We start from the raw sequence: 13,468 nt of genomic DNA, 5'->3' as shown, positions 1-13,468 counted from the left end.
GACACCATGAAGATCGTCGTGATCGGCGGTACGGGGCTCATCGGCTCGAAGCTCGTCACCGTGCTGCGGGACCGCGGCCACGAGGCCGTCCCCGCCTCGCCCGGATCGGGCGTCGACACCCTCACCGGGCAGGGCGTCGCCGAGGTGCTCGAGGGCGCCGACGTCGTCGTCGACGTCTCGAACTCGCCCTCGTTCGAGGACCAGGCGGTCCTCGACTTCTTCCGCACCTCGACGGGCAACCTCCTGGCGGCCGAGGCGACGGCGGGCGTCGGGCACCATGTCGCGCTCTCCGTCGTGGGCACCCAGGGCCTGGCCGAGAGCGGGTACTTCCGCGCGAAGATCGCGCAGGAGGAGCTGATCACGGGCTCGCCGGTGCCGTACTCGATCGTCCACGCGACGCAGTTCTTCGAGTTCCTCCAGGCGATCACCGACGGCGCCACGCAGGACGGCGTCGTGCACCTCGCACCGGTGCGGTTCCGGCCGGTCGCCGCCGCCGACGTCGCCGTCGCGGTGGCGGACGTGGCCACGGGGACGCCGGTGCGCGGCATCGTGGAGGTCGCGGGTCCTGAGGAGTTCCGCCTCGACGAGCTCGTGCGGACCACGCTCGCGTCGCTCGACGACCCGCGCGAGGTCGTCGCCGACCCGGACGCGCGCTACTTCGGCGCACCGCTCGCCGAGGACTCGCTCGTCCCGGGAGCCGGCGCGGTGGTCGGCGGCACCCGGCTCGCCGACTGGCGCCGGCAGCGGTCGGTGACGGCGCGGTAGCGCCGGGCGGACGGGCCGGTGGTGCCGACGATGCGGGGGACGACGAGGATGGCGGGCGTGGACGACCGAGCGACGGACCTGGCGCAGGCGGAGCAGCAGTTCAGCGCGGCGCGGCGACGGCTCTTCGGGATCGCGTACCGGATCCTCGGGAGCGCGGCCGAGGCCGACGACGTGCTCCAGGACGCATGGGTGCGCTGGCAGACGTACGACCGCTCCACGGTGCGGAACCCCGACGCGTTCCTCACGACGACGGTGACGAGGCTCGCGATCAACGTCGCGCAGTCTGCGCGCGTGCGTCGCGAGACGTACATCGGACCGTGGCTCCCCGAGCCCGTCGACACGAGCGCCGACCCGACGCTCGGGGCCGAGCGGGGCGAGGCGCTCGAGGTCGCGCTCCTCCTGCTGCTGGAGAAGCTCACCCCGACCGAGCGCGCGGCGTACGTGCTGCGCGAGGCGTTCGACTACCCGTACGAGCAGATCGCGGAGATCGTCGGGCACTCGCAGGCGAGCGTGCGCCAGCTCGTGAGCCGCGCGCGCCGTCACCTGGGGGAGGAGCGCCACGCGCCGGTCGCTCCGGAGGCCCAGCGCCGCCTGCTCACCGCGTTCGTCGCCGCCGCGAAGGCGGGCGACGTCGCGCTCCTGGAGCGGCTCTTCGCCGAGGACGTCGTCTCCTACTCCGACGGCGGGGGAGCGGTCCGGGCCTCGAAGTTCCCGGTCGTGGGTCGGCCGCGCGTCGCGAAGTACCACCACGCGTTCGCCGCGCGCTTCTGGCCGGGCGTCGACGTCGAACCGGCCGACGTCAACGGCCGCCCGGCCGTCACGCTGTCGCGCGACGGGGAGCTCTTCGCCGTGCTCACGGTCCGCGCCACCGCCGACGGCATCGACCGCGTGCTGTGGATGATGAACCCGCACAAGCTCGCGGCCGTCTCCGCGTAGGCGCGGCATGTCGCAGCGAGACGGGTCGAGGGGGCCGGACGAGGCCGGGGCGCAGCACGCTCGCGTCGTCGCCGCGCTCCGCCGTGCGACGGGCGAGGGTGACCGCGACGCCGTGCGCGCCCTCGTCGCGCCCGCCGCGACCCTGTGGGTCGACGCCGCCGGCAGCGACGACGCGACCCCCGGTGCCGCCGAGGGCGGCGACGAGACGGCGCGAGCGCTGTGCCGGGTCCTCGGTCCAGGGCCGGGGGTGGAGGTCGCGGTGTGCTCGGTGAACGGCGCGGACGGCCTCGTCGTGCGCCACGACGGCGTCGTGACGGGGGTCGTGAGCGTGGCGGTGCGGTCGGACCGGGTCTCCGAGGCCTGGGTCGTGCTCAGCCCGCCCAAGCTCGAACGGTGGAACCGCGACTGACGCGCCTGAGCCGGCAGAGGTCTAGTGTCGCTCCATGACGCTCTACCTCGACGACCGTGACGAGGGCCTGTCACCCGCGACGAGCCACTCGGCGTTCGTGTCCCTCGCGCCCGAGCCGTTCTACGACGAGGGCGAGGACTTCTCGCCGTTCGGCAACGACTCCGGGCACGACGCGCTGCGGGACCTCGAGGAGTGGTACGCGGCCGACGGGCGCGACGACGCGCTGCCCGCGTTCGTCGACGGCCTCCTCGCGGCCTGGGACCTCGGGGTGCCGGAGGACGTCTGGGCTGCCGGGCGCGAGGCCGCGTCCGACGGGCTCCGCTCCGGCGCGCTCGACGAGGCGGCGCTCGCGGCGGAGGCGCGGGCGCAGGTGGCGATCGTGCTCGGCCAGCTCAAGATCCGGGGCGGCCTCACGCCGCACGCCCGCGCCGTGGGCACCCGGGCGCTCGACGTGCTGGGCGCGCTCAACGACCACGCGCGCGCCACGAGCCCGGACTGGCCGTACGCGGACGACGACGCCGCCGCCACGGCCGCGATGGCCGCCGTCGTGCGGGACGCGCCCGGCCTGGCCTGAGGCCGCGCTACGTCGTCTGCGGCGGGTCGTCGTCGGCGCGACCGCCCACGAGGGTGCGCACCCGCTCCCACCGCGCCCGGTACCGCGCACCGAACCGTGCCTGCGCGCGGGCGCGCCGGTGGGGCCGGTGCGCGTACCGCCGTCGGGCCCAGGGCGAGGTCGGCTTGGCGAGGCGGACCGCCCCGACGAACGCCACGACCGGGACGACGATCCCGACGAGGCCCGTCGCGAGCTTGCCCTTGAGGATGCACACGAACGCGAGCGCGAGGTGGACCACAACGGTCACCGTGTACGCGAGCCAGCCACCCTGCGAGCCGTCGGCCGTGACGCCGATCGGCGAGGCGGACAGGAGCAGCGCACCGCCGAGCGCGCCTCCCACGAGGATCGCGTCGATCGAGCGCTGGCCCTCCTGCGACCAGTAGACGTCGTCGACGTACAGCCAGAGCGCGAACTCGTCGAGCGCGAGCGCGGCGCCCGCCCCGAACAGGAGGGCGAGCACCTCCGACCACGGGTGACCGGGGGAGTACCGGAACTCGAGCATCCCCGTGAGCAGCACGAGGAGGATGCCCCACACCTGGTGGTGCACGTGGACGCCCCCGACGGACACGTCGCCCAGCAGGGCACGCCGGGGCCGTGCGGCCGGACCGGGCCCGGGAGGGGGAGGCGGCCCCGCCTCGCGGCGCGCGCGGATGCGGCGCGTGATCGACCGCACGACGACGAACGTCACGACGAACCCCGCGAGCGCGAACAGGGCCGGCGCGCGCCCGGTGTCGACGACGTGCTCGGTGTACCAGTCCACGGGTGCACCTCCCGGGCGCGGCCGACGCTCTGTCGGCCCATCGTCGCCGGTCCCGGGGCGCCCCGGCGAGCGGGACGCCCCGGCCGGGGCTCAGCGCCCGGGTCCGGGGACGCGGTGGAGCGTCCCGTCCGCGCCCAGCTCGAGCACGACGTCGACGCCGAGCCGGGCGAGGAAGCCGTCGTCGTGGCTGACGACGAGCAGCGCGCCCGCGTAGCCGGACAGGGCCTCGACGAGCCGGTCGACGCTGCGCACGTCGAGGTTGTTCGTCGGCTCGTCGAGCACGAGGAGCTGGGCGGGCGGCTCGGCGAGCAGGAGCCGGGCGAGCGAGACGCGGAACCGTTCGCCGCCCGACAGCGTCGACACCGGGCGGTCCACGCTCGACCCCCGCAGCAGCAGGCGCGCGAGCTGGTTGCGGATCGTCCCCGGCGCCGCGTCGGGTGCGCCGTCGCGCACGTTCTCGAGCGCGCTGCGGGCGTCGTCGAGCCCGTCCAGGCGCTGGGGCAGGTAGCCGACGCGGTCCGTGAGCAGCGTGCCGCCCGCGCGCCCCGGCTCCGGTGCGCGCCCGGCGAGCAGGTTCTCCAGCAGCGTCGTCTTGCCCGTCCCGTTGGCGCCGACGAGGGCGACCCGCTCCGGCCCCTGCACGACGACCGTCCCGTTCGTCCCGTGCAGCTCCGCGAGGCGGCGACCGCGCGGCACGTCCGGGTCGGGGAGCACGAGGTGCACGTGCTCGTCGTCGCGCACGCGGGCCGCCGCGGCGTCGAGCGCGTCCTGCGCGGCCTGGACCTTCGCGTCCAGGCCCTGGCGCATCGAGCCCGCGGACACCTGCGCGGCGGACGCGCGCAGCCCCATGGAGATGCGCGACCCCGTGCGGTTCGCCTGCGCGGTGCGCGCGGTCCGCTCGCGGCGCGCGAGCTTGGTCTCCGCCTCGACACGCTGGCGCTTCTCGGCCCGCAGCGTCTGCTCGGCCGTCCGCGCGGCCTGCGCCGCGGCGGCCTGGTCCGCCTCGAGCCGGTCGCGCCAGGCGCTGTACGGTCCGCCGAAGGTGGTGAGGCGGCCGGCGTGCAGCTCCGCCGTCTCGTCCATGTGCTCGAGCAGGTCGAGGTCGTGGCTCACGACGACGAGCGTCCCGGGCCAGTCGTCGACGAGCGCCGCGAGCCGCGCGCGGGTGCCGCGGTCGAGGTTGTTCGTCGGCTCGTCGAGCAGCGTGATCGCGCTGCGCCGCACGCGCAGCCCGCTGATCGCGACGAGCATCGACTCTCCGCCGGACAGCTCGCCCACGCGCCGGTCGAGGCCCACGCCGTCGAGCCCGATCTCGGCGAGCGCCTGCGTGGCGCGCGCCTCGACGTCCCAGTCGTCGCCGACCGCGTCGAAGTGTCGCTCGTCGACGTCGCCGGACTCGATCGCGCGCAGCGCGGCGAGCGTGCCGTCGACGCCGAGGAGCTGCGCGACGCTCGCGTCCCGGCCGAGGGTCAGGGTCTGGGGGAGGTAGGCGACGTCGCCGGTCGTCGTGACGCGGCCCGACGTCGGCGTGAGCAGGCCGGCGACGAGGCGCAGGAGGGTGGACTTGCCGGCGCCGTTGTCGCCGACGAGGCCCGTGCGGCCGATGCCGAACGTGCCGGTGAGGTGCGAGAGCGCGACGGTGCCGTCGGGCCACTCGAACGTGAGGTCGGTGAGGGTCACCGCGGAGCGGTGCAGGGTGGACATGAGGAGCTCCTCGGGCCCGCGTGGCGCGGGCAGGGTCGTGCCGGGGGAGGACAGGGCGGCGCGGAGCGGTGCGGCGGGTCCAGGCACGGCGAGGCCTCGGCGAGAGCCAGGAGGGGTCGCCCGCGAAGACTCCGTCACGGAGCCGGGGCGAGAGGGTGCGCTGGGACGGGCCGCCGACGGCTCGGCGGCTAGAGTCTGTCGACCTCGATGAGCACGTGCCGATGCTATCAGCGCCGCCTGTCGGCGAGGCGTGGGCACGATCCCGAGCGCGCACGAGCCCGGGCTTCCTCCTCACCCGCGACGTCCGGCGGGGAGCGATCCCGGGTTCGGCAGCGCGGGGGCGTGCTCGCGCGTGTCACCCTCGCGTCGAGGGGGGAACGGCGGCAGACTCTCGGCCGTACGTCGGACCCAGCAGATGTCGAGATCGGGGAGCAGGCACGGATGCGAGCACGACGGTGGGCAGCGCTCTCGGCGGTAGTGCTGAGCGCTGCGGCGATGGGCGGCTGCAGCGCCGGCGGCGGGGCTTCGGCAGGGGAGGTCGAGGCGGCCCCGTCCGGTGCCGCGGCCCCGGCGGACTCGCCGGGCGTCGCGCCGGAGGGCGGCGCCCCGGACGACGCGGACCTCTGCACCGCGTTCGGCGACGTGCTGACGATCGTGGAGAACGCCGACGTCGCCCTCGCCGACGGCCGCAGCGAGGCGCAGGAGCATGACGGCTGGTACCGGCTGGCGGCCCGCGTGCTCGACCGCCTGCCCTCCGGCGGGGACAGCGCCGTGCAGACGGCGATCGGCGAGCTGCAGGCGGCCGCTCCGGTCGCCTCCGGGGCCTCCGCGGAGCCGACCGGCGTGCGCTCCGCGGAGTGGGACGCTGCCGCGAGCGACCTCGGCGACGCGTGCGACGCGGTCGGCGCGCCGCTCACCATCGCCATGTTCACCGGCGGGTGACGCGAGGGCCCGTTCAGGTAGGGTCGGCCGCGGCAGCGAGCGTGGCGGCCAGGACGCGCCAGCCCTCGCCCGTGCGCACCCAGACGCGCGTGCAGGTCGACCGCGCGGCTGCTGCGGTGCCGTCCTGGATCGCCTCCACGGCGGCGACCAGCCGGGTGACCCCGCTCGCGGCGTCCTCCTGGACGTCGAGCGACTCCTCCTCCAGGCGGGTGATCCGTCCGGAGGCGGGCACGCCTCGGTGCCTCGGCGCCGTTCGTGCTGGTCACGTGCCCGACGAGGACGACCGACCTCAGGCGTCGCGGGCCGTGAGCTCGACCCGCTCGACGCCCCAGCCGAGCGCCTCGTGGTGGACGACGCCCCAGCCCGCGCGCTCGGCGAGGCGTGCGACGTCGTCGGGCGTGCGCGGCGCGGCCCCGGTCGTGGCCAGGGCGAGCAGCGCGTGCTCGCGCGCGTGGGGGCTGAGCCCGTCGGGCGTGAAGTCCTCGACGAGGACGGCGCGCGGGGCGGCGGCGCGCATCGCGGCGAGGAGTTCGACGACCTCGTCGTCGGTGCGGTGGCCGGCCCCGAGCGCGCACACGGCGACGTCGGCGACCGGCCAGGCCACGGCCGCGGCGTGCGCCGTGCCGGACCCCGCCTGCTCGCGCAGGACCTCGAGCGGGACGGCGTCCTCGACGAGCGTCGTCGTGCGCTCGCCGGGAACCTCGACGAGCAGGTCGGCGACGACGAGCGCGCCGGGTCCGCCGAGCGCGACGGTTCGCGCGTCCGCCCACACCGGCCAGGTCGCCAGTCCCGTGAGCACGTACCGGAGCACGTCGGCGCCCTCGACGACCTCCGTGGCGCGCGCGGCGTCGGTCTCGACCTCGGCGCGCAGCGTCCGGCCGCGCGAGCGCGACCACGCCGGGACGCCGTCGCGGAGCGCGGGGGCGAGCGCCGCGAGCGCCAGGATCGCGTCCGCCTCCAGCCCCTCGTACTCCTCGCGCTCGTGCTCGTCGTCGAGGAGGTCCTCGCCCGCGTCGCCCAGGGCGACCGTGTCGCCGTCGAGCGTCACCACGCCCGACGCCGCGAGCACGTCCGCGAGGGCGCGCACCGCGCCCGGCGCGAGGTGCGCCGCCCCGGCGAGGGCCGCGAGGTCGCGCGGCCCCGCGCCGAGCTCGTCGAGCAGGCCGAGCTGCAGCGCGGCGCGGGTCGCGAACCAGGGTACGGGAGACGGTACCCCCGTGGGCTGCGGCTCCGCCTCGGCCGCCGGCCCCTGAGCGGGTGCGGGGGAGGGCGCCGGCTCGGCGTGCCAGTAGCCCGTGACGTCGACGTGGGTGCGCGGCACGGCGCGCTCGCGCGTCAGGTAGCGCCGCACCGGCAGGAGCGCGCGGCTCTCGCTCGCCGCCCACGCGTAGACCTGGCCGGGCCACCACTCCAGGGTGCGCACAGCCTCGTCGAGCGCGGCGCGGTCGCCCTCCGGCGCGACGACCCACCGCACGGTGTCGCCCTCGCGCAGCGCGAGGTCCTGCTGGGCCGCCTCGGCACCGATGGTCACGACGACCTGGACGGGGACGTCGACCGGCCGCTCGTCGAGGAAGCGCCCGATCGCGGGCAGCGCCGTCTCGTCGCCGGCGAGCAGCGCCCAGTCGACGTCGTCGGGCCAGACGGTCGACGCCTTGGGCCCGACGAACCACAGCTCGCTGCCCGGGCGTGCCGTCCGCGCCCACGCCGCGGCCGGGCCGTCGCCGTGCAGCACGAGGTCGAGGTCGAGCTCGCCCGCCGCCGCGTCCCAGCGGCGCGGCGTGTAGTCGCGACCCTGCCGGTTCGGCGCGGGCGGCCAGTCGATCCCGTGCGCGCGCTGCACGGGCAGCGCGGACGCGACGTCGCCGTCGGACGCGAGGACGATCTTCACGTGGTCGTCGAACCACGGCGCGTCGAACGCGGGCATCGGCAGGCCGTCGCGCTCGAACGCCCCGAGCTCGGGCCCGGCGAGAGTCACGCGGCGCATGCGGGGCGTCACGTCGACGACGCGCGCCACCTCGACGCGTCGCAGCACCAGCGGGTGCGTGCGCAGGCGGTGCTGGGCCATCAGGAGAACTGCTCCTCGACGACGTCGAGGAGCCCCATGGCCTCGTGGTAGTCGCCGCGGATGGTCCACGTCGGCAGCTCGTGCGCGTGGCCCGCGGAGAACGACGGCAGGACCGCGTACACCGGGTCGGCGGCGAGCGCGTCGACGTCGATCTCCGCGCCGTTGAAGCCGATGACGAACACGTTCGGCGCGGTGACCACGGACGTCACCTGCTCGGCCGACACCTCGAACATGTCGCCGCCCGGCGTGTACGGCTCGGCGCCCGTCTGCGCCTGGATCGGCTGGACCGCGAACCCGAGCCGCTCGAAGATCGCGGGCAGGCCCTCGCCCTCGTTGAGCGCGAACGTCTTGCCCTCGGACGTGAGCGCGAGGAACGCCGTCTCGCCCGCGGGGACGGTGATGGACTCGCCCACCTGGGCGAGGCGCTCGTCGTACCCCGTGGTCAGCTCGTCGAACCGCTCGGCGTCGTCGAACACGTCGACGGCGAGGAACTCGAACTGCTCCTGCCACGTCGTGTAGGTGCCGCTCACGAGCACCGTCGGGGCGATCTGGCTCAGGCCGTCGTAGACGTCGGTGGCCTGCTTGAGCGGGAAGCCCCACCCGCCGCCCACGATGAGGTCGGGCTCCAGGGCGAGGATCGCCTCGAGGTTGAAGCCGTCGGCACTCCACTCGATGAGCTCGGTGCCGTCCGCCTCGGCCTGGTCCTCCCAGAACGGCGAGAACCTCGGGTCCGGGTCGTCCGTCACCTCGGGCACCGTCGCGAGCACGGGGACGTCGAGCTCGTACAGGTAGCCCGCCAGGGCGTGGTTGAGCACGACGACGCGTTGCGGGTCGGTCGGGACGGTGACGTCGCCCTGGTCGGTCGCCACGACCCGCTCGGCGGCGGTCTCGGACGCGGCCGAGCCGGGACCGCCGGACGGCTCGGCACCGGAGCCGGACGGCGTCGTCCCGGCGGAGCAGCCCGCCAGGGCGAGCGACGCGGCGGCGAGCGCGGCCAGCGCGGTGAGCGGACGGCGGGCGGGACGGCGTGACGACAGCATGGAACCTCACACTCGGCAGCAGGGACGCGGGGCCCGCACGGCGTACCGGGGCGCTCCTCGCGAGGTTAGGCTAACCACACCTGAGCGACGAACCGCGTCCGAACGTGACACGGCCCGTCCCGGACACGACACACCGACCCGGACCGGCCGGGCCCGGGGGAGAGGAGCGCGCATGACGCCGACCGCGCTGGGCGCCGTCGTCCCCGAGCACTCCGTCCGCTTCCTCGGGCACGACACCCACGCCCACGACGAGCCGCACCTCGTGCACGTCGTCACCGGCACCGCGGAGCTCGTCGTGGACGGCACGCCCCTGACCCTGCGCACGCACGAGAACCTCTGGCTTGCCCCGCGCGTCCCGCACGCGATGCGCCTTCCCGGCGACTCGATGGCGCTCGGTCCCGTGCTCTCCCCGGGGGTCGAGCCGCCCGCGCGCGTCCACCGTCTCGGCGTCGTGCCCGCGCTGACCACCGTCCTCACGGCGGTGCTGTGCGCGGCCCCGGCGACGCCCGCGTAGGTCGCTCCCTTCCGCGCCGCCCTCGAGGACGTCCTGCGCGGCCTCGCGGGCGACTACTTCGTCCTGCGGCTGCCGGTGCACCCGGTCGCGCGGGCCGTCGCCCAGGACGCGCGCCGCGGCGTCGCGACGCTCGACGAGCTCGCCGAACGGCGGCGCGCGAGCGCGCGGCACGTCCAGCGCCTCTTCGTCGAGGAGACCGGGCTCGCGTTCGGCCGCTGGCGCACGCGGGCGCACCTCAACGTCGCGATCGCGCGGCTGCGCGGCGGCTCGCACCTCGACGCCGCCGCGCGTGCCGCCGGGTACGCCTCCCGGGCCGGACTGCTGCGCGCCCTGAGCCGGGAGACGGGGCTGCCCGTCGCCGACCTCGCGCGCGACCCGGTCGCGGCGCTCGCGGCCCCGCACGGCGAGGCCGCGGGCGCGCGGGTCGTGGCGGCGAGCGCCTGACGGCGCCCCGCGCCGGGCCTACTCCCGCCCGGTCGGGGCCGTCCTGACGATCCGGTAGCGCAGCGCGGTGCGCGCCCCGACCTCCTCGACGCGCACCTTCTCCAGCACCGCCGGCGCGTCGCCGTCGAACAGGCGCACGCCGCCCCCGAGCAGGACCGGCATGACCTCGACCGCGAGCTCGTCGACGAGCCCCGCGGCCAGGAGCTGGTGGAACAGGTCCGCGCCCCCGATGAACGTCACGTCGCGCTCGCCCGCGGCGTCGCGGGCCTGCCGGACCGCCGACTCGACGCCGTCCGTGACGAACGTGACCCACAGCCGCTCGTTGCGCTGGGGGGCAACGGCCGGAGGCGTGTGCGTGACGACGAAGATCGGCACCTGGAACTCGTAGCCGTCCGCGTAGCCGTCGGGGTCCGGGGCCATGTCGTACGTGCGCCGGCCCATGAGGACGGCGCCGGTCTGCTCCTGGAGCGCCCGCAGGTACGCGCTGCGCCGCAGCTCCTCAAAGTCCGCGTAGAGCGCCTCGATGCTCCCGTCGGCGTCCTGGACGTACCCGTCGAGCGAGACCGCCGCTCCTGCGACCACCGTGGCCATGTCGTCTCCTTCGTGCTCCGTGCTCCGTGTTCCGTCGGTCGAGGGTGAGACCCGACCGGGACGCGCGACTCATCGACCGCGCGGCGGCCCGCCGCACGGACGCGGCGCGGCGTGCGGCGGCCCGCCGCACGGACGCGGCGCGGCGACGTCGTCGACCACGGGACACTGGGTCCATGACCGCCGAGTACGACGCCTCGCCCGACCTGCCCTGCACCCCCGCCAGGCTCGCCGATCTGGCCGCGCTCGTCGCGCGGGTGCGCGCGCTGGCGGAACGGTCGGGGGACGGTCGGGTCGTCGTCGGGATCACCGGCAGCCCCGGTGCGGGCAAGACGACGCTCGCGCTCCGCCTCGTCGAGGCGCTCGGTCCGGAGGCGGTGCACCTGCCGATGGACGGCTTCCACCTCGCGAACGCGACGCTCGACCGGCTCGGCCGCCACGACCGCAAGGGCGCGCTCGACACGTTCGACGGCGACGGCTTCGTCGCCCTGCTGCGCAGGGTGCGCGACGAGCGCGACCGCACCGTGTACGCGCCGTCGTTCCACCGCGAGGTCGACGAGCCCGTGGCCGGGGAGATCGCCGTCGACCCGGGGCACCGCGTCGTCGTGGTCGAGGGGAACTACCTCCTCGTGGGCGAGGAGCCCTGGGGGCGCGTGCGCGACCTGCTCGACGAGGCGTGGTTCTGCAGCACCGGCGACGCCGAGCGCGAGCGTCGTCTCGTCGACCGGCACACCCGCCACGGCCGCACGGTCGAGGCCGCGACCGCCTGGGCCACCGAGGTCGACGGGCGCAACGCGCTCCTCGTCGAGTCGACGCGGTCGCGTGCCGACCTCGTCGTGTCCGGGGCGATCGCCTTCGCCCCTCAGGCGAGGTCCACGTCCGCGTAGAGGGCGGCGTGGTCGGACGCCGCGTGCGTCGCCGACGTCATCGTGTCGTAGTGGGGGAACAGGGTCCCGTTCGCGCCGCCCCACACGCCCTTGCGGAACACGGACCCGCCGACGGTGCGCTCGAACAGCGCAGGGGACAGCAGCACGTAGTCGATCTTCTGGCTCGCGGTCCCGTTGCCGTACGTGCCCGGCCGGCCGTCGCCCCGGAACGCGGGGTGCTCGCTCACGTCGCGCAGGTCGGTCCGCTCCAGCAGGGGGCGCAGCGGGGTCGACGACGGCGTGTCGTTGAGGTCGCCCACGACCACGACGTTCTCCTCGCCGCGGGCGCGCAGGCCCGCGTAGATCGCGGCCGCGCGGGTCGCCTGGCGGCGGCGGGTCGCGTCGGACTCGGCCTGCGTGCCGTAGCCCTTGGACTTGAAGTGGTTGACGAGCACGGTGAGCGTGCCGCCGTCGGGCAGCTCGACGACGTACTCCGGGCAGTCGCGGCCGAACACCAGGCGCCCGCGCGAGTCGCGGTCGTCGACGTGCGAGCGGACGGACCCGATCCGGTACGGCCGTGTGGTGAGCAGCCCGACGTCGATGCCGCGGTCGTCGTTGCCGTCGATGACCATGACGTGCGGGTAGACGGGACGCCCGGACGCCGTGACGACGCCCGCGTCCGTGAAGTGCTTGAGCGCGACCCGGCTCTCGGCCTCGACGACGGCCAGGACGTCGGCGTCGACGTCGGCGACGACCCGGGCAGTGTGCGTCATGGCGAGCTCGTCAACCCGGTCCTTGACGAGGTCGACCCAGCCGACCCAGTCGCCGCGCCCGGTCGCGACGACCTCGGTGCGCGCCGTGCCCGCCGCCTGAGAGCCCGTGCGGCGCACGAGCCGGCCGCGCACCTGGCGCAGCACCGCGAGCGCCGCGGAGTCGGAGCGCAGCAGGCCGAGGGTCTCCAGGTGCTGCAGGATCTCGGCCCGCACGTCCGGGCCGTACCGCTCCTCGGCGATCAGCGTGTTGACGCGGGCGTGGGCCGCGAGGACCGCGTTGCCGCCGGTGAGCGGGCCCGTCATCGCGCGCGGGCGCTCGAACAGGTTCTCGACGTTGAACGTCCCGATCCGGAACCTCGCCATCGTGGTCTCCCTCGCGCGGTCCGGGACCCGGGGTGGGTGCGAGACGCGGACCGGCTCTACGAGGAGGGAGGGAGTCACGCCCGGTCCGGGACCTCGGGTCGCGGCGATCGTGAGGGGGAGGGGGAGGGGGAGGGGGAAGCCCGGCCGGTGTCACCGCCACCGGCCGGGCGGCCTGGGGAGCCGACCGGGGACCGGTCGGTGGACCCGTCAGCGTCTGCGCGGGGCGGGCGCCGACGGGTAGATGTCGCGGAACGCGGGCTCGAACGGGCGTCTGAGCATCCGCAGGCCCGCCTGCTCGGGCGTGCGTCCGCCCTTGGCGGCGTTGCACGGCTCGCACGCCGCGACGGCGTTGAGCCACGTCGTGGTCCCGCCCTGGCACCGCGGGACCACGTGGTCCATGGTCGTCGCGGTCCCGCCGCAGTACGCGCAGCGGTACCGGTCGCGGCGCAGCAGCGCCGCGCGCGAGTACGGCACGCGGCCCTGGCGCTCGTACACCCAGCGCGCGTGGACGTACCGCACCAGCGCGACCGACCGGGGCCGCTGGTAGGGGCCGAACGTCTCGCCCTCGACCGCCTCGAGGACCTCGGCGACCCGCCGGTGCAGCATGCGGATGGCGTGGCGCAACGACACGCGGCCGAGCTCCTGGCTGCCGCCGAGGTTGTAGATGACCACCTCGCTCATCGTCG

Annotated in this window: 16 protein-coding genes; 8 read left to right on the top strand and 8 right to left on the bottom strand. The window is 75.9% G+C overall.

All coding sequences use genetic code 11. The annotated features are described in order from the left end of the window. Positions 1-6: 6 nt before the first annotated feature. Genes NHH00_RS01550 through NHH00_RS01535 form a run of 4 tightly spaced genes read left to right on the top strand, consistent with a single transcriptional unit; the run spans position 7 to position 2,684 of the window. Positions 7-765 carry an SDR family oxidoreductase gene (locus NHH00_RS01550; protein WP_253049552.1) on the top strand — a complete coding sequence of 253 codons (759 nt, stop codon included), beginning with the start codon at positions 7-9 and terminating at the stop codon, positions 763-765. A 57-nt stretch (positions 766-822) separates the two neighbouring features. Then, a complete protein-coding gene (locus tag NHH00_RS01545; protein WP_253049550.1) occupies positions 823-1,701 on the top strand; it encodes an RNA polymerase sigma-70 factor in 879 nt (292 codons plus the stop codon). A 7-nt stretch (positions 1,702-1,708) separates the two neighbouring features. Continuing rightward, positions 1,709-2,110: a hypothetical protein gene (locus NHH00_RS01540; protein ID WP_253049549.1), complete on the top strand. Its 402-nt coding sequence runs from the start codon at positions 1,709-1,711 to the stop codon at positions 2,108-2,110. 34 nt (positions 2,111-2,144) lie between these two features. Beyond that, positions 2,145-2,684, top strand: a complete 540-nt coding sequence (locus NHH00_RS01535) for a hypothetical protein (protein ID WP_253049547.1) — start codon at positions 2,145-2,147, stop codon at positions 2,682-2,684. A 7-nt stretch (positions 2,685-2,691) separates the two neighbouring features. On the opposite strand, the gene NHH00_RS01530 is transcribed toward NHH00_RS01535, so the two are convergent. Beyond that, positions 2,692-3,483, bottom strand: a complete 792-nt coding sequence (locus NHH00_RS01530; RefSeq protein ID WP_253049545.1) for a hypothetical protein — start codon at positions 3,481-3,483, stop codon at positions 2,692-2,694. A gap of 90 nt (positions 3,484-3,573) precedes the next feature. Beyond that, positions 3,574-5,187 (bottom strand): ABC-F family ATP-binding cassette domain-containing protein, encoded by a 1,614-nt coding sequence (locus tag NHH00_RS01525; protein WP_253049543.1) that lies wholly within the window; start codon positions 5,185-5,187, stop codon positions 3,574-3,576. A 441-nt stretch (positions 5,188-5,628) separates the two neighbouring features. On the opposite strand from NHH00_RS01525, the gene NHH00_RS01520 reads away from it, so the two are divergent. Next, positions 5,629-6,129, top strand: coding sequence for a hypothetical protein (locus NHH00_RS01520; RefSeq protein WP_253049541.1), 501 nt, complete (start codon positions 5,629-5,631; stop codon positions 6,127-6,129). Between the two features lie 13 nt (positions 6,130-6,142). On the opposite strand, the gene NHH00_RS01515 is transcribed toward NHH00_RS01520, so the two are convergent. From NHH00_RS01515 to NHH00_RS01505, 3 genes are read right to left on the bottom strand one after another with little or no spacing between them, the layout of a single operon-like run. Further along, on the bottom strand, positions 6,143-6,361 hold the full coding sequence (locus tag NHH00_RS01515) for a nuclear transport factor 2 family protein (RefSeq protein WP_253049539.1): 219 nt from the start codon (positions 6,359-6,361) through the stop codon (positions 6,143-6,145). Positions 6,362-6,418: 57 nt separating this feature from the next. Then, positions 6,419-8,194, bottom strand: coding sequence for a siderophore-interacting protein (locus tag NHH00_RS01510; RefSeq protein ID WP_253049537.1), 1,776 nt, complete (start codon positions 8,192-8,194; stop codon positions 6,419-6,421). After that, positions 8,194-9,234, bottom strand: coding sequence for an ABC transporter substrate-binding protein (locus NHH00_RS01505; RefSeq protein ID WP_253049535.1), 1,041 nt, complete (start codon positions 9,232-9,234; stop codon positions 8,194-8,196). The genes NHH00_RS01510 and NHH00_RS01505 overlap by 1 nt, the downstream gene beginning before the upstream one ends. Before the next feature lie 172 nt (positions 9,235-9,406). On the opposite strand from NHH00_RS01505, the gene NHH00_RS01500 reads away from it, so the two are divergent. Both NHH00_RS01500 and NHH00_RS01495 read left to right on the top strand, forming a co-directional pair. Then, entirely contained in the window at positions 9,407-9,748 is a 342-nt protein-coding gene (locus NHH00_RS01500; protein ID WP_253049533.1) for a cupin domain-containing protein, read from the top strand. Between the two features lie 75 nt (positions 9,749-9,823). Beyond that, positions 9,824-10,192, top strand: a complete 369-nt coding sequence (locus tag NHH00_RS01495) for a helix-turn-helix domain-containing protein (RefSeq protein WP_253049531.1) — start codon at positions 9,824-9,826, stop codon at positions 10,190-10,192. Positions 10,193-10,210: 18 nt separating this feature from the next. Here NHH00_RS01495 and NHH00_RS01490 read toward each other — a convergent pair whose 3' ends face one another. Further along, on the bottom strand, positions 10,211-10,783 hold the full coding sequence (locus NHH00_RS01490) for a dihydrofolate reductase family protein (RefSeq protein WP_253049529.1): 573 nt from the start codon (positions 10,781-10,783) through the stop codon (positions 10,211-10,213). A gap of 173 nt (positions 10,784-10,956) precedes the next feature. On the opposite strand from NHH00_RS01490, the gene NHH00_RS01485 reads away from it, so the two are divergent. Next, positions 10,957-11,667 carry a nucleoside/nucleotide kinase family protein gene (locus NHH00_RS01485; protein WP_253049527.1) on the top strand — a complete coding sequence of 237 codons (711 nt, stop codon included), beginning with the start codon at positions 10,957-10,959 and terminating at the stop codon, positions 11,665-11,667. Here the strand turns inward: NHH00_RS01485 and NHH00_RS01480 are convergent. Both NHH00_RS01480 and NHH00_RS01475 read right to left on the bottom strand, forming a co-directional pair. Beyond that, positions 11,643-12,782 (bottom strand): endonuclease/exonuclease/phosphatase family protein, encoded by a 1,140-nt coding sequence (locus NHH00_RS01480; RefSeq protein WP_253049525.1) that lies wholly within the window; start codon positions 12,780-12,782, stop codon positions 11,643-11,645. The genes NHH00_RS01485 and NHH00_RS01480 overlap by 25 nt on opposite strands. Positions 12,783-12,989: 207 nt before the next feature. Further along, positions 12,990-13,463: an HNH endonuclease gene (locus NHH00_RS01475; protein ID WP_154798684.1), complete on the bottom strand. Its 474-nt coding sequence runs from the start codon at positions 13,461-13,463 to the stop codon at positions 12,990-12,992. Positions 13,464-13,468 lie beyond the last annotated feature (5 nt).

It is taken from the genome of Cellulosimicrobium cellulans (assembly GCF_024124905.1).
Lineage (GTDB): Bacteria > Actinomycetota > Actinomycetes > Actinomycetales > Cellulomonadaceae > Cellulosimicrobium > Cellulosimicrobium cellulans_G.
The sequence above is the reverse complement of the archived record's forward strand: the minus strand, read 5'-3'. Positions and strand labels throughout refer to the sequence as shown.